Genomic DNA, 20,342 nt, shown 5'->3' with positions numbered 1-20,342 from the left:
CATGAGCGAGCGGATCGCCCTCGTCTTCGAGGACAGGGACTACACCCTCTCCGAACTGCGGGAGCTGGCCGATGGGATGGCCGGGACGCTGGCGCGGCGAGGGGTGCGTCCGGGGGACCGGGTGGCGCTCATGTCGTCGAACCGGCCGGAGTTCGTGGCGGCGGTGCAGGCGGTCTGGCGGCTGGGCGCCGCGGTCGTGCTGTTCAGCCCGGCCTGGAAGCGGACCGAGGCCGAGCACGCCATCGCGATCACGCGGCCGTCGCACGCGGTGGGGGACCACCCGGTGCTGGCCGGGCTGATGCCGATGCTGCACCTGGACGAGCCGATCGAGCCGGGGCACGAGCCGTTCCCCGAGCACGACCCGCGCTCCGACGCCCTGCTGGTGTTCAGCTCCGGCACGACCGGCATGCCCAAGGCCGTCCGGCACACGCACGCCTCGTTCGGCGCGGCCGTCGAGCACTGGCGTCAGGTGCTGGAGCTGACCGCGGACGACCGGATCCAGGTGACCACGCCGCCCTCGCACATCCTCGGCATCCTCAACATCGTCACCGCGCTGCAGACCGGCGCCCGGGTGCGGCTGCACCGCCGGTTCGACCTGGAGAGCATGCTGCGGTGCGTCGAGACCGACCGGATCACCGTGGAGATGGCGGTCGCGCCGATCGCGCTGGCCCTGGCGTCCCATCCGAAGCTGGAGTCCTACGACCTCTCGTCGCTGCGCTACATCATGTGGGGCGCGACGCCCGTGACGCCGAGCGTCGCCGAGACCGTCACCGCGCGGACCGGGATCGGCTGGATGCCCGCCTACGGGGCCAGCGAGCTGCCCGTCATCGCGTGCAACCCCGTCGAAGGCGCGCGGCTCGACAGCGCCGGCCGCGCCGCGCCCGGCGTGGAACTGCGTGTGGTGTCGCTGGAGACCGGCGAGCCGGTCGCCCCCGGCGAGACCGGGGAGATCCAGGCCCGCGCGGAGTCGCTGATGGCCGGGTACCTGCCCGAGGAGGCCACGGCCGGAGCGTTCGACGACGGCTGGTACCGCACCGGCGACGTCGGCAGCGTCGATGAGGACGGTTGGGTGCGGCTCACCGACCGGTCCAAAGAGATGATCAAGGTGCGCGGGTTCCAGGTGGCGCCCGCCGAGGTCGAAGCGGTCCTGCACGGCCACCCGGCCGTCGCCGACTGCGCGGTGTTCGGCGTCCCCGACGCCGCGAACGGCGAGGCGATCGTCGCCGCCGTCGCGACGCGGGGCCCCGTCGAGCCCGAGGAGCTCGTCGCGCTGGTCGGTGAGCGGCTGGCCTCCTACAAGCGGCCGAGCGAAGTGCTGCTCGTGGCCGAGATCCCCCGCCTGCCCTCCGGCAAGGTGCTGCGCCGAGTCCTCAAGGAGCGTCATGGACGCACGTCTGACCACTGAACAGCTGGAACTGCGGGCCGCCGCCGCCCGGCTCGCCGACGACCTGGGGCCCGGCTCCGTCCTCGACCTGGACGACGCCGAACGTCTCGCCCGACTGGAGAAGGCCGTCACCGCCACCGGCTGGCGGACCCTGCGCTCCGACGGCGCCTCCGGGGTGGAGGTCGCGGTCGTCGCCGAGGAGTTCGGGCGCGGCCTGGTCGACGTCCCCTTCCTCGGGCCCGTGCTCGCCGACGACCTGCGCGGGCGCACCGGCGAACCGGACGGGTCCTGGACGGTCGCGGTCGGCGCCGACGCCCTGGACTCCCGGGGGATCGAGCGGGTGCTCACCTTGGAGGGCGCCCGGGTGCTGGCAGGGCGGGTCGGCACGCTCACGCCCGGAGCCGACCTGACCCGCCGGACCGCCGAGGTCGTCGGCCCGCTCGAGACGGTCGGCGAACTGGCCGAGGAGGAGGCCGACCGCTGGCGGGCGCTGGCGCTCGTCGTCACCGCCGCCGACCTGGTGGGCACGTCCCGCGGCGCGCACCGCCTGGCCTGTGACTACGCCAAGGTGCGCGAGCAGTACGGGAAGGCGATCGGCTCCTACCAGGCCGTGGCGCACCTGCTGGCCGAGTCCCTCGCCCTGATCGAGGGCTCGGTGAGCGTCCTGCGGCACGCCGCCTGGGCCGTCGACGAACTCGAACCCGCCGAGGCGCTGCGGGCCGCCCGGATCGCCAAGGTCTACTGCGCCCGCGCCGCGAGGACCGTCTGCGAGACGTCCGTGCAGGTGCACGGCGGCATCGGCAACACCTGGGAATGCCTCGCCCACGTGTATCTGCGGCGGGCGCTGACCTCCACCCACCTGTTCCCCGTGAGCCTGAAGGAGATCGACCTTGGACTTTCGTGACTCGCCCGAGGAGGCCGCCTTCCGGGAGCGGCTGCGGTCCTGGCTCGCGGAGACGGCCGGAAGGTTCCCCACGTCGGGGGACGAGTACTGGCGCAAGCAGGGCGAATGGCACCAGGCGCTGTACTCCGCCGGGTTCTTCGGCCTCTCCTGGCCGAAGGAGCACGGCGGCCACGAGCTGCCGCCCGTCTACGACGTCATCCTCGACGAGGAACTGGCCCGCGCGGGCGCCCCGCCCCGCCCCAGCCTCGGCTACCTCATGCAGGGCCTGGGCCGGCACGGGAGCGAGGAGCTGCGGCGCCGCTTCCTCCCCGGCATGATCAACGGGACGGAGCGCTGGTGCCAGGGCTTCAGCGAGCCAGGCGCGGGCTCCGACCTGGCCTCCCTGACGACGACCGCGACCCGCGAAGGCGACGAGTACGTTCTTCACGGCCACAAGATCTGGACGAGCTACTCCGACGTCGCGGACTGGTGCCTGCTGCTGGCCCGCACCGACCCGGACGCACCCCGCCACAAGGGCCTGTCGGGCTTCGTCGTCTCCATGCACCAGCCCGGCATCGAGCAGCGCCCGCTGCGGATGATGAACGGGGTGACCACCGAGTTCGGCCAGGTTCTCTTCGATGGCGCCCGCGTCCCCGCGAACCAGATGGTCGGCGTGCCCGGCGAGGGCTGGAAACTGGCGATGACCATCGTCGGCCACGAACGCGAACCCGCCGAACTGGGTTACTCCGCCCGCTACGGCAAGACCGTCCGCCAACTCCTGGCCCGCGTGGGCGGCGGCGAGGTCCCCGAGGAACTCGCCTGGGCCGCGGTGGAGACGGAGATGTTGCGCCTGCACGTGCGCCGCCGCCTGTCCGAGCGGCTCGACGGCGTCGAACACGGCCCCGACGGCTCCCTGGACAAGCTGCTCATGACCTGGACCGAGCAGTCGGTCGGGCACGCGGCGCTGGCCGTGGCCGGCACCCGCGACCCGGAACTGCTCGGCACCTACCTCTACAGCCGCGCCCAGAGCGTCATGGGCGGCACCTCGCAGATCCAGAAGAACATCATCGCCTCGCGCATCCTCGGATTGGGAGCCTGACATGTACGACGTGCCCAAGGAGATCGAGGTCCGTGAGGAAGGCCCGCTCCGCATCATCACCCTGAACCGCCCCGAGGCCCTCAACGCGGTCAACGAGTCCCTGCACACCGGCCTGGCCAGGCTCTGGCCGCAGCTCAGCGAGGACCGCTCGGCTCGAGCCGCCGTCCTCACCGGTGCGGGCAAGGCGTTCTCGGCGGGCGGAGACTTCTCCTACCTGAAGGAACTGAAGGCCGACCCCGACCTCCGCGCCCGCACCATCGCCCACGGCCGCGACCTCGTCCTGGGCATGGCCCGCTGCCGCGTCCCCGTGGTCGCGGCCGTCAACGGCCCCGCCGTCGGCCTGGGCTGCAGCCTCGTCGCCCTCAGCGACATCGCCTACATGGCCGAGACCGCCTACCTCGCCGACCCGCACGTCCAGGTCGGCCTGGTCGCCGCCGACGGCGGCCCCCTCACCTGGCCGCTGCACACCAGCCTGCTCCTGGCCAAGGAATACGCCATCACCGGCGCCCGCATCCCCGCCGACCGCGCCGTCCAGATGGGTTTGGCCAACCACGTCGTCGCCGACCCCCTGGCCGAGGCCCTGGCCTGCGCCGAGCGCGTCGCCAAGCTCCCCCAGCAGGCGGTCGAGAGCACCAAGCGCCTCCTCAACCTGCACCTCGAACGCGCCGTCCTGGCCACCCTCGACTACGCGATGAGCCAGGAGGAGCAGTCGTTCCAGACCGACGACTTCGCCGCCATCATCGACAGGCTCACCGCCGGCAAGGGCTGACCCGGCGGTGTCCGACGGCCGCCCACGACGGTCCTCCCTTCCTCACCCTTCTGGACCGCCGTGGGCGGCACGAGAACCCGCTATGCCACGGACCGTCGACCTGTAGTGTGCGGAGCGTGAGGTACTTCAACACGGCCGGTCCCTGCCGGGAGGACAGGCACTACATGCTCCCGCCGGAGCCCCGGCTGCCCGAGGCGCGGGAGTACATCGAGGAGGGCGCTTACTTCGTTCTCCATGCCCCTCGCCAGTCGGGGAAGACCACCGTGCTGGAGACACTGGCTCGAACGCTCAACGCGGAGGGGGAGTACGTCGCGGTCTCGTTCTCTTGCGAGACGGTGAAAAGGGCGAAGACGGTCGCGGATGCGGAAGCCCAACTTCTCGGGACGATCGCAGAGGCCGCCGAGAACATGGAGTTGGCGCCGGAGTTCCGTCCGCCCGCTCCGTGGCCGGATGCGGTACCGGGGAACCAGCTGCGCAGGGCGCTGCGGGACTGGGCGGTCCGCTGTCCTCTTCCGTTGGTTCTGTTCTTCGATGAGATCGACACCCTGACCGGCGACAACCTGGTCAGCGTCCTGAGCCAGTTGCGCGACGGTCACCGACTCGGGCCCCGCAAATTTGTTCATTCCGTCGTGCTGTGCGGTCTGCGGGACGTTCGTGACTACAAGGCCGCCTCGGGCGGCGACCCGGAGCGGTTCGGGACGTCCAGCCCGTTCAACATCAAGGTCGACTCCATCCGCCTCGCCGACTTCACCTACGCGCAGGTAGCGGAGCTGTATGAACAGCACACGGAGGCCACCGGGCAGAAGTTCACTCCCGAGGCGGTCCAGCGGGCCTTCGAGGCTTGCCAAGGACAGCCGTGGCTGGTGAACGCGTTGGCCCGCGAAGTCATCAAGAAGATGCGCGTGCCGGTGTCCGAGCTGATCACCGACGGGCACATGGAAACGGCTGCGGAACGCCTGATCCGCTCCCGTGCGACGCACCTGGACTCGCTGGTCGCCCGGTTGAACGAGCCGCCGGTCAAGCGCATCATCGAACCGATGCTCGCCGGTACCGCGCCCTCCGTCGACCTGGCCTACAACGACGACGCCTCCTACGTTCGTGATCTCGGCCTGATCAAGTTGAGCAACCCCTTGCAGATCGCCAATCCGATCTATCAGGAGGTCATCGCCCGGGTCCTGACCGAGCAGATCGAGAGCGGCATCCAGGTCGATTCGCGTTCGTTCGTCACCTCCGAGGGCCGCTTGGACTTCGTGAAGCTTCTGACGGAGTTCTCCGGGTTCTGGCGCCTGCAAGGGGAGATCCTCACCCGCGGACAGAGTTATTCGGAGGCGGCCTGCCAGCTGGTGTTCATGGCCTGGCTGCACCGCGTCGTCAACGGCGGCGGCATCATCGACCGCGAGTACGCCGTGGGCCGGGGCCGCATCGACCTCCTCGTCCGCTGGCCACTCCCCGACGGCACCGCGCAGTGGGAGGCCGTCGAGCTGAAGGTCCACCGCCCGGGCCGCATCGACCCGGTGGCCGAGGGCCTGGGCCAGTTGGACGGCTACCTGGAGCGCATGGGTCTGCCCTGTGGAACCCTCGTCGTCTTCGACCAGCGCTCCGCCCCGTTGTCCATGACCGAGACCACCAGCCCGTCCGGCCGTCCCATCACCCTGCTCCGCGTCTGAACCCTGACCCGGGACCCGGCCCGGACGTTCTCACGTCCGAGCCGTTCCTTTCCCGCCCGGCTCACCTGGGAGGGAAGCGGAGGGCGCCGTCGAGGCGGATGACCTCGCCGTTGAGGTAGGTGTTCTCGACGATGTGGCAGGCGAGGGCGGCGTACTCGGCGGAGCGGCCCATGCGGCGGGGGTGGGGGACCTGGGGGCCCCAGTGGGCCTCGAGCCGGTCGGCGTGCTGGCCGTAGGCGGGGGTGTTGAAGGTGCCGGGGGCGATCGTGACGACGCGGATGGCCAGGGGGGACAGGTCGCGGGCGGCCACCAGGGTCATGCCGACGACGCCGCCCTTGGCCGCGGAGTAGGGGAGCTGGCCGATCTGGCCCTCGTAGGCGGCGATGGAGGCGGTGTTGACGATGACGCCGCGGTCGCCGTCCTCGGAGACCTCCTGGCGGCCCATCGCGGCGGCGGTCAGGCGCATGACGTTGAAGACGCTGACGAGGTAGGACTCGAGGGTCGTGCGGAAGGCGTCCAGCGGCATGGGCTCGCCGTCCTTGCCGACGAGGCGGCCCCCTCCGGCCGGGCCGCCGTGGGTGTCCACCGAGACGCGGAAGGGGCCCTCGGCCTCCGCCGCGGCGATGGCCGCGCGGACGTCGTCCTCGCTGCCGGCGTCGGCGTGCAGATAGCGGACGCCGAGCTCCTGCTCCAGCGCCTTGCCCTTCTCGTCGTTGACGTCGGCGACGACGACCTTCGCGCCCGCCGCGTGCAGGCGCCGGACGGTGGCCTCGCCGAGGCCGCCCGTGCCGCCGACCACCAGCGCCGAGCATCCACTGATCTGCATTGGCGTTTTCCTCTCTTGCAACCCAAGCTCTTGATTTGAGAGAATAGCATTCTCATGAATATCACCCTGATCCTTGAAATGGCGGCATCGGCCGGCGACCGGCCGGCGGTGACGGCCGACGGCCGCACGGTGACCGCCTCCGAGCTTCTGAGCCTCGCGCGCTCCGCCGCCGACCGGTTCCGGGATCACCCGGCCGTTCTCTACCTGGGCACCAACCACCTGGCCTACCCCGTCGCGCTCTTCGGGGCGGCGATCGCGGGCGTGCCGTTCGTGCCGTTGAACTACCGGCTCGGCGACCACCAGCTGAACGGCCTGCAGGCCCGCCACCCCGGCGCCCTGGTCCTGCACCAGGAAGACCTCGACGGGCTGCTCGAACCCGCGGACGCCCCCTCGGGGGCCGAGACGCCCGCGGACCCGGACGCCGTGGCGGTCCTCCTCTACACCAGCGGCACGACGTCCGAGCCGAAGGCCGCCGTGCTGCGCCACAAGCACCTGCTCGCCTACGTGATGAACACCCTGGAGTTCGGGTCGGCTGACGAGGACGCCGCCGCCCTGGTGGCCGTCCCGCCGTACCACATCGCGGGCCTGGCGAATCTCCTGACGAACATCTACACCGGGCGCCGGGTCGTCTACCAGGCGGCGTTCGACCCCCGGAACTGGCTGGAGACCGTCCGGCGGGAACACGTCACGCACGCGCTGGTGGTGCCGACGATGCTGGCGCGCATCGTCAACGAGGTGGAAGGCGACGACGCCGGGACGCCGACGCTGGCCAGCCTCGCGTACGGCGGCTCACGGACGCCGCTGCCCGTCCTGGAGCGGGCGCTGAAGGTCTTCCCGAACACCGGGTTCGTCAACGCCTACGGCCTGACCGAGACCGCCTCCTCCATCGCGGTCCTCGGCCCCGGAGACCACCGCAAGGCCCTGACGTCGGACGACCCCGCCGTGCGGGACCGCCTGGGCTCGGTGGGCCGCCCGGTCCCGGGCGTGGAGTTCCAGATCCGCTCAGAGGACGGCGAGGTGCTCGGCGCGGGCGAGACCGGCCTGGTGTACGTGCGGGGCGAGCAGATCTCCGGCGAGTACAGCGGCCGGAGCGTCCTGGACGGAGAGGGCTGGTTCTCCACCCGCGACCGCGGCCGGCTCGACGCCGACGGCTACGTCTTCATCGAGGGGCGCGCCGACGACACCATCATCCGGGGCGGCGAGAACATCGCCCCCGCCGAGATCGAGGACGTGCTCCTGGCCCACCCGGGCGTCGGCGAGGCCGTGGTGGTCGGGGTGCCCGACACCGAGTGGGGACAGCGCATCGTCGCCTTCGTCGTCGGCGCTGTCGGCGCCGCCGGTACTGCCGACTCCGCCGAACCCGTCGGAGAAGAGGAGCTCAAGCGGTGGGTCAAGGACCGGCTGCGCTCCTCCAAGACGCCCGACACCGTCGTGTTCCGCGACGACCTGCCCAAGACCGACACAGGGAAGCTGCTGCGCCGCACCCTGCTGGCCGAGATGGAGAAGACCCATGCCTGAAGCGGTCATCGTTTCCGCGCTCCGCACCCCCGTCGGCACCGCGTTCAAGGGGACGCTGCGCGACACCACCGCCTACGACCTGGCCCATCATGTGCTCACGGCCGCCGCGTCCGGGCTCGACCCGGCGCTGATCGACGACGTGATCCTGGGCGAGGGCCTGTACGGCGGCGGCGTCGTGGCCCGCCACGCCGCGATCACCGCGGGTCTCACCTCGGTGGCGGGGCAGGCGCAGAACCGGCACTGCGCGGCGAGTCTGACCGCCGTGCAGAGCGCGGCGGCGAGCATCCGTGCCGGGATGGACGAGCTCGTCATCGCCGGGGGAGTGAACTCCTCCTCCACCTCGCCCAAGCTCCGGTTCCGGTCGGGCGAGGACTGGATCGACCCGTGGAACCCGCCCACGCACCCGAACCGCCCCGACGCCCCCAACCTCGACATGTCGATCACGGTGGGCTGGAACGCCGCGGTCCGGGCCGGCGTGACCCGCGAGGAGATGGACGCCTGGGCGCTGCGCTCGCACCGCAACGCCGTCCGCGCCATCGACGAGGGCCGGTTCAAGGAGGAGATCGTCCCGATCGAGACCCCGCACGGGCTGTTCTCTGTAGACGAGCACCCGCGCCGCGAGACCAGCCTGGAGAAGCTCGCCTCGCTCAAGCCGCTGCACCCGGAGATCGAGGGCTTCAGCATCACCGCGGGCAACGCCGCCGGCGCCAACGACGCCGCGTCGGCCCTGGTCGTGGCGAGCGACCGCCTCGGCCTGCCCGCGCTGGCCACCGTCCGCTCCTGGGCGTCCGTCGGCGTCGACCCCGCCGAGACCGGCCTGGCCCCCGTGAAGGCGATCCCCAAGGCCCTGTCCCGCGCCGGCCTGTCGCTGTCCGACGTCGACCTGTTCGAGATCAACGAGGCGTTCGCCGCGATGTGCGTCGCCACCGTCGGGATGCTCGGCATCGACCCGGAGAAGGTGAACGTCAACGGCAGCGGCTGTTCGCTCGGCCACCCGGTCGCCGCCACCGGCGCCCGCATGCTCACCACCCTCGTCCACGAGCTGCGCCGCCGCGGCGGCGGCGTCGGCGTCGCCGCGATGTGCGCGGGCGGCGGCATGGGCTCGGCCGCGGTCATCGAGGTCCACGCCCCGTGACCCGCCCGTCCCCCCTCGGCGGGACCGGGAGCCCACGACCCCGGCGCCCGGTCCCGCCCTCCCGCCCCCGGTCCGCCGCCGCACTCCCGGGGAACGGCGCGCGGTGAACATCCCGGATCTGATCGACGCCGCGCGGAGCGGTTCACCGCGCGCCGCCGGAAGGCTGCTGAGCCTGGTCGAGGGCGAGGAGCGGGAGAAGGTGCTCGCCGCCCTGGACTCGGGCACGATCCGCGTCGTCGGCCTGACGGGTCCGCCCGGCGCGGGCAAGTCGACGACCGTCGCCGCGCTCGTCGGCGCCTACCGCGAACGCGGCCTGCGCGTGGCCGTCCTGGCCGTCGACCCGTCCTCCCCGTACAGTGGCGGAGCGCTGCTCGGCGACCGCATCCGGATGGCCGCCCACACCACGGACCCCGGGGTGCTCATCCGCTCCCTGGCCACCCGGGGCCACCTGGGCGGCCTGGCCGCCGCCGTCCCCGCCGCGGTCCGCGTGCTGGCGGCCCTCTCCTACGACCTCGTCCTGGTGGAGACGGTCGGCGTGGGCCAGTCGGAGATCGAGATCGCCGCCGTGGCCGACCCGGTCGTCGTCGTCCTCACCCCCGGTGCGGGCGACGCCGTCCAAGCCGCCAAGGCCGGCCTCCTGGAGGTGGCCGACCTCCTGGTCGTCAACAAGGCCGACCGGGAAGGCGCCCAGCAAACCGTCCGCGACCTCCACATGGAAACGGACGCCCCCGTCCTCTCACTGACCGCTTCCAAGGGCGAGGGCCTGACCGAACTGGTCGACGCGATCGAAGCCCACCACCGCGCCGACACCCCGGCCCGCCGAGAGGCCCGGGCCCACGCCCAGATCCTCTCCCTGGCCCACACCCTCCTGCACACCCACCCGGAGCTGCCCCGCCTGGCCGCCGCCGTGGCCGGGGGCGGCCACGACGCCTACACCGCAGCCGAGCTCCTCCTCCGCGCCTCCACCCGGACGGCCTGACGAAGCCGCGGCCCTGACCCTGCTCTCAGCGTTCGTCAGCCAAGGAGAACGCTGGTCCAACCACCGTGTGGCTCGAACCACCGAGGTCAAAGCGACGATTCATCTGCCGCCCTGGCAGACGGTGCACTGAGCCTCTTGCATCCTTGATGAGGACCGTTGGTCACGGCATGATCGCGGGTTGAGGATTCGCCCCTGGACGCAGAGAAGCCCCTGGTAGACGGGTTGATCACCACAATCGGCCTGTCCCACCAGGAGCTTCTGGATGTTGTTCTACCGCGCCGCGGTCGATTTGTCGCGCCCAACACTGAACTACGTGGCCGCCAGCGTCCGCCGCCACCGCAGGGCGATCAGGTCGCGGTGGCGGCGCTTGAACCCGACCCAACAGGCACTGCTGGTCCTGGTCTACCTGCGCAAAGGAGAGACGTTCGCCCAGCTCGCAGCCGGATTAGGAGTCTCGGAGGCGACCGCGTGGCGGCCGACCGGCCCTACTTCTCGGTCAAAAACCAATGCCACGGCATGAACGTGCAGGTCATCGCTGGCCCGGACGGCAGCATCCTGGGGACGTCCGGGGCGATGGCGGGCAAGACCCACGACCTGACCGCGGCTCGTGTGTGGGGCATCCTGCGCGAGCTGCAAAAGAGCGGGATCCTCACCCTGGCCGACAAGACATCCCATGCGGTGAAGGTGTCAAGCTGGTGCGGGAGCGATGGCGAAGGCGATGGTCTCCTGGTAGTGCTGGCGGGTTTGCAGGCAGTGATGCAGGCAGCCCAGGAGGCGGTTGAAGGTGTTGCGCAGGGCTGCGGCGTGGCCGTCTCCGGCTTGGCGTCGTCGCTGGTAGTGGGCGCGGGCGCCCGGGGAGGCGGTCAGTGCGGAGAAGGCCCAGTGGTAGCCGGCGCCAGCCAGGCGCTGGTTCTTGACGCGCCGGTGCATGACGAACACGCTCTTTCCCGAGGCGCGGGTCACGGGCGCTGATCCGGCATAGGCCTTGAGAGCTCTGGCATCGGCGAACCGTGAGCGGTCATCTCCGAGCTCGGCCAGAACCCGGGCACCGGTGAGCCAGCCCAAACCGGGCAGGCTGGTGATGATCTCGGCGTCCGGGTGCTGGTCAAAAGCCTGTTCGGCGGCCACGGCGAGTTCGTCGGCGTTGAGGCAGGCCGCGTCCAGCGCCCGTAGCAGCGCCAGTGCCTGCCGGCCCATGGCTTGTTCGACCAACGAAGGCTGGCGCAGGTACTGGGCGGTGAAGACCTCGTGGAGGCGGGCGGCCTCGGCGGCCAGACCACGTTGCCGACCGGCCTGGCGCAGCAGTCCAGCGAGCTGGTCGACGGTCAGCTCCGCCGCGGCTGCCGGGGTCGGTGCGGCCGCCAGGATCACACGCGCCTCGGGCCGCATGATGCCGCCGCGGGCCTGACGGAACGCCGCCAGGAAGCCCGGGTAGTACTCGCGTAGCAGCGACCGCAGCCGGTTGTGGGCCTGGGTGCGGTCCCAGACCGCGTCCTGCTGGGTGTGGGCCAGGACCGCGATCGCCTGGACCAGGTCTGAGTCGTCCGGCAGCGGCCGGTGCATCGCCGCATCGGTCCGCAGGATGTTGGCCAGCACCATCGCATCGGCGTGGTCGGACTTCTTGCGCGAGACCGCGTGCCGGTCCCGATACCGGGCTACCGCCATCGGATTGATCACATACACCGGTCGGTCCGTGGCCCGCAGGCAGGCCGTCAGCAACCCCCGCGAGGTCTCGATCGCCACCGGCACCACGCCGCCCGGGCCGTCCCCGGTCTGCGCCAGCAGCTCCAGCAGCTCCCCGAACCCGGCGGCGTCATCGCTGATACGCCGTCGTGCCAGCAGCTTGCCCTCGGCATCGATGACCGCTACGTCATGATGCTCCTCCGACCAGTCGATCCCGCAGAACACGGTCATAGGCATCCCTTCCGCCCACTCGTCGCTCCGACCGGCTGAAGGTCACTCCGCGCCCTCATGACAGGACTCCAGGTCCACCATCCCACCAGCGGTTTCGTGACCTCAGGCACCCGCAGGGCCCTCTCACTCGTCAAGGACTCAACGGCCCCGGCTCAAACAAGAGATGAACCCCTGCAGGCGGCTCAGGCCACCAATACCAGCAGCCCGGCCCGGGGCTGAACGAAACGACCGCTCTTGTCGTAGCGCTACCAGCGCCGCCTACTCATCAGGTCTCTCTCGCAGCCACCAGACCGGGCCCTATCTGCTCATTAGGCCTATCAGGGAGCCGAGGCCGCGGTCGTCATCACCCCGTACAAGGTCAGGAACAGAAGCAGGCCAACCGCTCGCACGCCAAGCTGCGCGGGCCTGGCGAGCGCGCGAACGCGCAGCTCAAGTCATGGCGCGTCTTGCAGAAGCTGCGGTGCAGCCCCGGCAAGGCCGACCACCTGGTCAAAGCGATCGCCGTTCTGCAGAACCACCGAACCGCTCAAGCCGCCCGGGGATGAAAGAGGCTCCATGATGAGCGGCCCGACCGCACGGGCGATAAGGCGGACATATCGGAATATTTGGCATTCTGGTGTTGTCCTGTGCGCATTGCCACACCAGTCACGTCAGTCCCCTCTTGAACTTTCACTAAAAACTCTCTTGGAACACCTTCTCTCGGATACGGTGGGAATCGATATATAGTGGTTTGGGTGTTCGGAGAGGATGCGTAGTGGCCGAGGCATTCACTGAATACCAAGAGGTGGGTGTGACTGACCCTCTCCGGCAGGGCGATGTGCTGGAGGCCGTTGACGCAGCCACGTCAATGTGGCAGCGACATCTCTTGATCATTACGGCTGACTGCGACTTCGCCCATGCCAAACATCAGGGGCGCGTCACCTGTGTCCCCTTGCTCACGGCCGACGAATACTTGACAGAAATGCAAGTCCCCAAGATTCGTGAGCGACTTGTCAAGAAACGCCTGGTCGCTATACGCGCGACCTTGTCGAGGGCCGGAGCACCCGGTATCAGCGACCAACGGCTTCGGGAGTGGGCGAGTGAGGAGCCTCCTGCGACCATCATCATGAGACTGGGATTGGAAGGGCCGACGGCCCAGCAGGCGAGAGCTGATTTCGAAGCTATTCGTATGATCGACGCCCCGGTATCCAATCTCAAGGAGAGTATTGACTCGCTCGTGGAGGCGCAGCTTCTGGGAAAGGGACATCCAAAGCGAGAGAACGCTTTGAAGAGCGTGATGTCTCCGTTGCAAGATGCATACGTGCGGCCACCAGGCGATGCGCTCTTTCTGGCTTCTATTGCACGGAAGCTCGATTCGGGTTATTTCGCCTACCTCCGGCACCTCGAGCAGGTTTGGGAGCCCGAGATATCGATAGGGCAGAGGCGGATAGAGGCTAAGTACCGCCGGATTTCTCGCATACGGGATCGATTCACGCACGCACTTGTCCAGAGGTTTGCGATGGTGTTCATGTCGATCGGCCTTCCTCGAGAATATGAAGACTTGCGTGACCTGTACTCGGAGCTGTTGGGAGATGATTTCAAATGAAGCCATTGGTGCTGACCGTGCGTGCACTCAGAGAGCTCGCCACCGGGCTCTCTCCTGAAGCTATATCGGCTTCCTCTGTCCTCTTCGAGATGAGCACATCAGAAATTGACTTCTTGATCGCTGCCGAAGATTCAGAAAATGCTCAGCGTATCATCCTGATGCGCGAACAAAACATCAAGGAGCGTTATGCTCCGGAGCATCTCTCGGATCTCAGGAGGGATGTTTTGAGTCGGATGGCGAGCTTTGCTGAGAGGGCGCGAACTCCTGGTTCGATTTCCTTGCCGAGAGGTTGGCACCAATACAAGCACAACAATTATATTTCTTTCTTTGTGGTACCGAAAAATGATACGCAGGCAAGTCGTTGGATCGCTGAGATCCTGCCTGGCGAGGGTGTGGACATCGTGTTTTGGACCACTACCACATCTGACCGGAGAGCAACGCTTGAAGAGTTCGAAGCATCCAACCGGCTGCCGATTCCCAGTTTGGACGACGGGTGGGATCGGGTGATCTCCTCTGCAAGGGAATACTTCGCTCAAGCTCGACGGTCCGAACCATCCGATGTCGAGATGTACCTCCCGGCGCTCGACCAGTCGACCACCAAGGGGTGGTCCTATGAACAGTGGCTGGAGGCTGTGAGCAACGATCAACGTGCGTTTATCATGGCATCGACGGACAAGTCCATACGTCTCCGAGGACCTGCGGGGTCAGGTAAGACTCTCGCGTTGACATTGAAAGCCATCCGGGAGGTGCTTCGCCTCCGTGAAACGGGGGATGGCATACGTGTTCTTGTCGTAACGCACAGTTGGGCGCTCGCTGCGCAGATCGCGGACTCCATTGATTCGATGGGGCTCGGTCTACTGAACGAGATAGACGTGTTCCCGCTCCTGGAAATCGCACAGACGACATCCCCGCGATATGTTCACGGCGATTCTGGTTTCAGTCTGATTGGCGAAGACAGTTACAGTGGCAAGCGAGCCCAATTGGATGAGATAACAGAACTTCTGGATGATTTCATTTCCAGAGACTGGATTACCTATCGAGGGCGCGTAAGTGAGACTCTGCGGTTGAGATTTGATTCGGAAGATAATGATGATCGACTTGCGCTTGCATGGGATCTGTTGATCGAATTCGGCTCCGTCATCGGCGCTTCATCCATCTTCCCCGGAGTCGGGTCGGAGCTGCGCTATTTCCAGCTGCCTCGTGCATCATGGATGCTTCCTCTCAGTACTCGGGAGGATATGCAGGTGGTGTTCCTGCTCTACTCGAGGTACATGGCAAGTCTTGATGCTCGTTTTCTCGTCACATCAGATCAGGTGCTTGCGGACTTCCTAAAAGATCTTGAGAAGCATGAATGGAACCGCGCACGAAGGGTGCAAGGATATGATCTGGTGTTCGTGGACGAGTTCCATCTCTTTAGTCCGTTGGAGCGCCAGGTGCTCCATTACCTCACCCGAGATGTCTCAACTTACCCGAGAATTTTCATGGCTTTTGATCCCCGTCAGTCGCCGTCTGAGGCATTTATCGGCCTGGCGGCTGACGGTACCCGGTCATCGAGCTCGGCCACAACGGACAGGGAACTCGGTGATATAGCCAACTTCGAACTCACGACAGTGCATAGGTTCACGCCACAGATCCTTGACCTGATCAAGCACGTTCATCATGAGTTTCCAACCCTCGACCTGGGGCGCCACTGGGATATCGACTTCACCACTGTGGAATCGGCGCAGGACGATGGTCCTGTGCCGCGTTTGATTTCGGCTGCCTCCCGCCCTGCTGAGGATATCGACATCTTTCGAGCAGTTCAGGAGCTGTACTCATCTGGGCGATTGGCTCTCGCAGTGGTCGATACCCGTCAGTGGCGGAGGTTCAGCGAGCTGGCTTCTCACATCGGTCAGTCCGGTAAGTTCCATGTGTCCACGATTTCCGGACGGTCTGATATCGAAGGCCTTGGCTATCGGCGCCGTGGGCTCGTCGTCGGACCTGCAGAGTATCTGGCGGGACTGCAGTTCGACTCGGTGCTCGTGGCCGGTATTCCAGATCTGAACGTCGCTGCTCCGACGGCCAATGAAAGGACCCGTCTTCTATCCCTTCTCTATCTCGCGCTCAGTCGTGCGCAGAGAGAGGTTCGCGTTTACGTGAACGAGGATGACGGAGGAGCTCCCGAGGTACTCATTCGGGCGGTCGCTAACGGCCTAATGGAGCCAGTGAAGGGAAGTCTTGTCTAATTTGAATTGACCTCCATGAACTGTGACCAGACCCATCTGGGGCGGAAGGTGAATTAGTTTTCGGTTTTCGTTGCGCTAGCCTCGATCTTCCGCGATTCTTCCACCCGGCCGTCGATTACGGCGGGGGAGCTGTTGACCACGCCGACGTGCAGCGAGGGGGGAGCCACCGACCAACCGCTGTTCGGCTCCGCTCGGCTTGAGCGTGTCCCGCAGGGCGGCGGCCATCCGCTGAAGGGTGGGGAACAACAGCTTCTCGGCGCGTCCGGCGCTGTCCGAGACCGCGGTCACGTCCTCGGTGGGCAGTGCGACCAGCCGTTCGGCCCGTCCCAAGGAGACAGCGTCGAGGAAGATCATCGCGATCTTGGTCAGTCACGCCTCCGGCGTCTCGATCCGGTCGCGGTCGGCGGCTTGCCGACGCAGGAACACGTCCTGCACGGCATCCTCCGTCGGCGGCCGAGCCGAGTAGACGGTATGCGAGTGAGGCCAACCGCCCGGCGTCGCGGTCAAGGCTGGGGAAGGCCAGGGGAGGATCGACGCCCATCATCGCGCCGACACCCCGGCCCGCCGAGAGGCCCGGGCCCACGCCCAGATCCTCTCCCTGGCCCACACCCTCCTCCGCGCCTCCACCCGGACGGCCTGACGAAGCCGCTCAGGAGGGCGGGGGAGGAGGGCCGGTGCCGGCGGGGACCGGGGAGGGCTCGGCGGCGGCCGGGGCGCGCGGGACGACCAGGCGGAGGAGGGGGCCGGTCAACGCGGTGGTGAGGACGGCCATGAGGACCATCAGGGAGTAGAGGTCCTGGTCGAGGAGGCCAAGGGAGAGGCCTGCCGAGAGCATGACGAGTTCGGTGAGGCCGCGGGAGTTCAAGAGGACGGCGAGGGTGGCCGACTCGGGGCGGTGCAGCCCGGAGAGGCGGGCGGCCAGGAAGACGCCGCCGGATTTGCCGCCCATGGCTACCAGCATGATCAGGGCGAAGTGGCCGAGACCATCCCAGCCGATCCGGGAGAGGTCCACCTTCAGGCCGGCCGTGACGAAGAAGAGCGGCAGCAGCAGAGATGTGCCCATCTTGTGGACGGCGTCCTCGACCTCGGTGCGGATCTGGGGGAGGTCGTCCTTGGGCAGGAGGAGGCCGAAGAGGAAGGCCCCGAGGATGAAGTGGAGGCCCATCCATTCGGTGCAGGCCGCGGACAGGAGCAGGCCGGGGACCACGAGGGCCAGGACGCGCTGCGTCGAGCCGCCGGTCCGCTCCGCGTGGGCCATCAGGCGGCGGGCCGCGGGGCGCAGCGCCGACAGCAGGGCGAGGAGAACGGGGAGCAGCAGGAGCCGCCACTGGCCGTGGTGTCCGGCGAGCACGGTGAGCGCGGCGAGGGCGAGCCAGGCGAAGGCGTCCGTGACGGCGGCGCTGGAGAGGGCGAGAGCGGCGACGGGGGTGCGGGTCATGCCGCGGTCGTGCAGGATGCGGGCCAGCACGGGCAGGGCGGTCACCGACATCGCGACGCCCAGGAACAGCAGCGACGCGGCGGACCCGTCGGGCAGCAGGTACCAGGCCAGGAGCACGCCCAGCCCGAACGCGGGGAGCACCGAGCCGATCGAGACGGTGGTGACGGCGCGGCGCATACCCCTCAAGAGCCGGTGGTCGAGCTCGAAGCCGACGGTGAACATGAACAGCGCCACGCCCACGTCGGCCAGCGCCGTCAGGTAGGGGCGGGCCTCCGGAGGGAAGAGGAGGTCTCCGACGGCGCCGTCCAGGAGGGTCGGGCCCATGAGGATGCCGGCGATGATCTCGCCGATGACGGGCGGCTGGCCCACGCGGCGGGCGAGGGAGCCGATGAGGCAGGCGGCGGCGAACACCAGGGCGAGGTCGAACAGCAGGATGACGAGCTGGTCAGAGGTCACGGTGGCGGTCCCGTCGTTCGGGGGGCGGGGTCGTCAGGGCGCGGCGGTCAGGGTCAGGGTCCGTTCCACCCGGTCGAGGAGGGCTCGGCAGTCCGCGGGGGATGCCGCGGTCGCTGTGATCAGGGCGACGCGGCCGTCGATGAGGCCCTTGCGGGGCGGGGAGACGACGTCGCCGGGGGCGACGAGCGGGACCGCCAGGTCGACGCCCGGCGGCAGGGCCTCGGGGAAGGACAGCGAGGCGACGCGGGTGTCGTTGCGAGGGGGGTAGCAGAAGCGGATCCCGGCGGTCCGGGAGACGGACGGGGTGAGGTCGGGCGCCGTGCCGCAGGCGACGTCGGCGGCGGCCAGACCGGGGTCGACCCCGGTGGCGAGCAGGCCCAGATAGGGGATGAGGTCGCCGCCGAGACGGCCGTTGACCTCGATGAGCTTGGGTCCGTCGGCGGTGAGCTTGAGCTCGGTGTGGGTCCAGCCGTCGGCGCAGCCGAGGGCCTCGTGGACGGACGACAGCACGCGCAGCAGCCCGGGATCGGTCAGGAGCGGGTCGGCGGCGTCCAGGACGTGGCCGGTCTCCTCGAAGTAGGGCGGGAAGCCGATGTCCTTGCGGGCTACGAACACGGGAGTGACCCTGCCGCCCCGGACGACGGCGTCGACGCTGATCTCCGGTCCCTCCAGGTACTCCTCCACCAGGACGCCCTGGTCGAAGACGGGCTGGTCGGAGACGGGCACGTCGCGGGTGGCGGTGAACTGGTCGGCGAGCTCGTCCTCGTCGGCGACCAGGACGACGCCCTGGCTGCCGCCGGCGGCGCGCGGTTTGATGACCACGGGGTAGCCGATGCGGGCGGCGGCCTCCTTGGCCTCCGCCAGGTCGCCGACCAGGGCGAAGCCGGGCTGGGGGAGGCCGCGGGCGGCGAGGGCCGCGCGGGTCGCGGACTTGTCGCGGCAGCGGCGGACGGCGTCGGCGCGGGTGCCGGGCAGGCCGAGTTCCTCGGCGGCGAGCGCGGACTGCACGATGTGCTCCTCGTGCCAGCTCAGCACGCCCGCGACGGGCTCGGCGGAGGCGAGCGCGCGGGCGGCGGGCACGACGTGTTCGGCTCCGGTGTGCGGGACGACGGTCGCGCCGTCCAGGTAGGCCTTCTCCCACGTGGGTTCGATGGCGGTGACGAGGTGGACGCGGTAGCGCGTGGCGATGGAGCGCAGCAGGTATTCGCGGTAGTCGCGCAGGCCGGTGGTGATGAGCAGCAGCAGCGGAGTGGTCACGGCAGCTCCCTGTGGGCGGGTTCGACCCGGATCGTGGCGAACAGTTCGGTGAGGAAGCCTTCGAGGACTTCCGAGGACGCCGGGCCGATGACGCCCGCGACGGGGATGTCGAAGTCGGCGTAGGTGATGGTGTCCTTGACGGGTTCGTCGGGGGCGCGCTGTACCCAGCGGTGGACGAGCGGGTCGTCGCGGAAGCGTTCCTCGCCGCTGATCCGGCAGTACCGCGAGCCGAGGGTGTGGCCGGGGATCACGAAGAACCCGTACATCCCGTCGGGCCCGGGGGTGCGGGCGGGCGGCAGGCCCGCGGTCTCTCCCACGAGCTGGAGCACCTGCGCCGACTGCAGGTGCACGCCCGTCGCCAGCTCGAACGCGTCCACGATGTCGGCTCCGCCGGGGCGGGCCCCGACCTCGAGGAACACCGGACCCTCGCCGCTGAGGATCGCCTCCAGGTGGAACGGCCCGTCGAGGACGCCGACGGCGCGCAGGCAGTCCCGGGCCCAGTCCGCCAGGTCCGGCGGCGTGTCGATCTGCACCGATCCGAGTGGTGTGCCCTCCCGCGCGTAGCTCAGGCAGGTGCCGAGGTAGCGGGACGCCAGGACGGAGTGGAGGTCGCCGTCCGCCATGAGCCCGTCCAGGTGGATGACGGGGCCTTCGACGAACTCCTCGATCTCGTGGTCAGCGGCGTCCACGGACCGGCCCGCTTTCAGCGCCGCCGCGACGGTCGGGTGCTCGCTGACCCCTTCACTGGAGGCTCCCGACAGCGGTTTGAGCACGGTCCTGCCCTTCCAGGGCACCGCGCTCTCCCCTCCGGCGAGGGCCGCGCCCAGCGGCAGGTAGCGGGGGGCGCGCAGCCCGGCCGCCTCGACCGCCGCCTTCATGACGACCTTGTCGCGGACGGGCAGGACGTCGGCCTCCCGCGGGCCGGGCGTGCCCAGCGCCTCCCGCACCCGCGCGGCGGGCAGCAGGTCGTATTCCGACATCGCGATGACCAGGTCGGGGACGGGCAGCCCGGCGACGGCCTCCAGCACCTCCCGGGCGGTGTCCCCGGTGCCGGGCCGCTCCACGAACCGGGCCCGGACGCCCTGCGGCAGGGTCGCGACCCGGTCGGCGGCGCTGACGTAGGTCACCTCGTGGCGTTCGTGGTCGATGTTCTGCGCGTAGCGGGCGAAGGAGTCGGGAATCCGGTGCATGACGAGGATGCGCATGG

The 20,342-nt window shown here is 68.9% G+C and carries 15 protein-coding genes and 2 pseudogenes; 12 read left to right on the top strand and 5 right to left on the bottom strand.

All coding sequences use genetic code 11. The features are described from left to right. Window position 1 precedes the first annotated feature (1 nt). From ABGB12_RS29430 to ABGB12_RS29410, 5 genes are all read left to right on the top strand, one after another. Window positions 2-1,405 (top strand): class I adenylate-forming enzyme family protein, encoded by a 1,404-nt coding sequence (locus ABGB12_RS29430; protein ID WP_347682769.1) that lies wholly within the window; start codon window positions 2-4, stop codon window positions 1,403-1,405. Continuing rightward, on the top strand, window positions 1,383-2,288 hold the full coding sequence (locus ABGB12_RS29425; protein ID WP_347682767.1) for an acyl-CoA dehydrogenase family protein: 906 nt from the start codon (window positions 1,383-1,385) through the stop codon (window positions 2,286-2,288). The genes ABGB12_RS29430 and ABGB12_RS29425 overlap by 23 nt, the downstream gene beginning before the upstream one ends. Next, window positions 2,275-3,366 (top strand): acyl-CoA dehydrogenase family protein, encoded by a 1,092-nt coding sequence (locus ABGB12_RS29420; protein ID WP_347682765.1) that lies wholly within the window; start codon window positions 2,275-2,277, stop codon window positions 3,364-3,366. Before ABGB12_RS29425 ends, ABGB12_RS29420 begins: the two co-directional genes overlap by 14 nt. Window position 3,367: 1 nt before the next feature. Next, window positions 3,368-4,135: an enoyl-CoA hydratase/isomerase family protein gene (locus ABGB12_RS29415; RefSeq protein ID WP_347682763.1), complete on the top strand. Its 768-nt coding sequence runs from the start codon at window positions 3,368-3,370 to the stop codon at window positions 4,133-4,135. A gap of 116 nt (window positions 4,136-4,251) precedes the next feature. After that, complete coding sequence (locus ABGB12_RS29410) at window positions 4,252-5,802, top strand: AAA family ATPase (RefSeq protein WP_347682761.1); 1,551 nt, start codon at window positions 4,252-4,254, stop codon at window positions 5,800-5,802. Between the two features lie 61 nt (window positions 5,803-5,863). Here ABGB12_RS29410 and ABGB12_RS29405 read toward each other — a convergent pair whose 3' ends face one another. Next, window positions 5,864-6,628: an SDR family NAD(P)-dependent oxidoreductase gene (locus tag ABGB12_RS29405; protein WP_347682759.1), complete on the bottom strand. Its 765-nt coding sequence runs from the start codon at window positions 6,626-6,628 to the stop codon at window positions 5,864-5,866. A 54-nt stretch (window positions 6,629-6,682) separates the two neighbouring features. Between ABGB12_RS29405 and ABGB12_RS29400 the strand changes: the two genes are divergently transcribed. From ABGB12_RS29400 to ABGB12_RS29385, 4 genes and pseudogenes are all read left to right on the top strand, one after another. Continuing rightward, complete coding sequence (locus ABGB12_RS29400) at window positions 6,683-8,146, top strand: class I adenylate-forming enzyme family protein (protein WP_347682757.1); 1,464 nt, start codon at window positions 6,683-6,685, stop codon at window positions 8,144-8,146. Further along, the gene (locus tag ABGB12_RS29395; protein WP_347682755.1) at window positions 8,139-9,281 is read left to right on the top strand and encodes a thiolase family protein; all 1,143 of its coding nucleotides are present in this window, start codon (window positions 8,139-8,141) and stop codon (window positions 9,279-9,281) included. Before ABGB12_RS29400 ends, ABGB12_RS29395 begins: the two co-directional genes overlap by 8 nt. Window positions 9,282-9,384: 103 nt before the next feature. Beyond that, on the top strand, window positions 9,385-10,260 hold the full coding sequence (gene meaB / locus ABGB12_RS29390) for a methylmalonyl Co-A mutase-associated GTPase MeaB (protein ID WP_347682753.1): 876 nt from the start codon (window positions 9,385-9,387) through the stop codon (window positions 10,258-10,260). 262 nt (window positions 10,261-10,522) lie between these two features. Then, a pseudogene (locus ABGB12_RS29385) lies at window positions 10,523-10,938 on the top strand (transposase family protein); the annotation flags it as partial. Window positions 10,939-10,947: 9 nt separating this feature from the next. On the opposite strand, the gene ABGB12_RS29380 reads toward ABGB12_RS29385, so the two are convergent. Then, window positions 10,948-12,174, bottom strand: a complete 1,227-nt coding sequence (locus ABGB12_RS29380) for an IS110 family transposase (RefSeq protein ID WP_347683022.1) — start codon at window positions 12,172-12,174, stop codon at window positions 10,948-10,950. A gap of 332 nt (window positions 12,175-12,506) precedes the next feature. Between ABGB12_RS29380 and ABGB12_RS29375 the strand changes: the two are divergent. From ABGB12_RS29375 to ABGB12_RS29365, 3 genes and pseudogenes are all read left to right on the top strand, one after another. After that, a pseudogene (locus ABGB12_RS29375) lies at window positions 12,507-12,719 on the top strand (transposase family protein); the annotation flags it as partial. Between the two features lie 209 nt (window positions 12,720-12,928). Next, window positions 12,929-13,759: a hypothetical protein gene (locus ABGB12_RS29370; RefSeq protein ID WP_347682750.1), complete on the top strand. Its 831-nt coding sequence runs from the start codon at window positions 12,929-12,931 to the stop codon at window positions 13,757-13,759. Continuing rightward, window positions 13,756-15,984 (top strand): DEAD/DEAH box helicase, encoded by a 2,229-nt coding sequence (locus tag ABGB12_RS29365; RefSeq protein WP_347682747.1) that lies wholly within the window; start codon window positions 13,756-13,758, stop codon window positions 15,982-15,984. Before ABGB12_RS29370 ends, ABGB12_RS29365 begins: the two co-directional genes overlap by 4 nt. A 649-nt stretch (window positions 15,985-16,633) precedes the next feature. Here the strand turns inward: ABGB12_RS29365 and ABGB12_RS29360 are convergent. The 3 genes from ABGB12_RS29360 to ABGB12_RS29350 are packed head-to-tail and all read right to left on the bottom strand — an operon-like array spanning window position 16,634 to window position 20,340. After that, window positions 16,634-17,878 carry a cation:proton antiporter gene (locus tag ABGB12_RS29360; RefSeq protein ID WP_347682744.1) on the bottom strand — a complete coding sequence of 415 codons (1,245 nt, stop codon included), beginning with the start codon at window positions 17,876-17,878 and terminating at the stop codon, window positions 16,634-16,636. A gap of 33 nt (window positions 17,879-17,911) precedes the next feature. Further along, window positions 17,912-19,135, bottom strand: a complete 1,224-nt coding sequence (locus ABGB12_RS29355; RefSeq protein WP_347682740.1) for an ATP-grasp domain-containing protein — start codon at window positions 19,133-19,135, stop codon at window positions 17,912-17,914. Beyond that, the gene (locus ABGB12_RS29350; protein ID WP_347682736.1) at window positions 19,132-20,340 is read right to left on the bottom strand and encodes a hypothetical protein; all 1,209 of its coding nucleotides are present in this window, start codon (window positions 20,338-20,340) and stop codon (window positions 19,132-19,134) included. The genes ABGB12_RS29355 and ABGB12_RS29350 overlap by 4 nt, the downstream gene beginning before the upstream one ends. Window positions 20,341-20,342: the final 2 nt, after the last annotated feature.

Origin of the sequence: Actinocorallia sp. B10E7 (assembly GCF_039871655.1) — a bacterium.
Taxonomy (GTDB): Bacteria; Actinomycetota; Actinomycetes; order Streptosporangiales; family Streptosporangiaceae; genus Actinocorallia.
The sequence above is the reverse complement of the archived record's forward strand: the minus strand, read 5'-3'. Positions and strand labels throughout refer to the sequence as shown.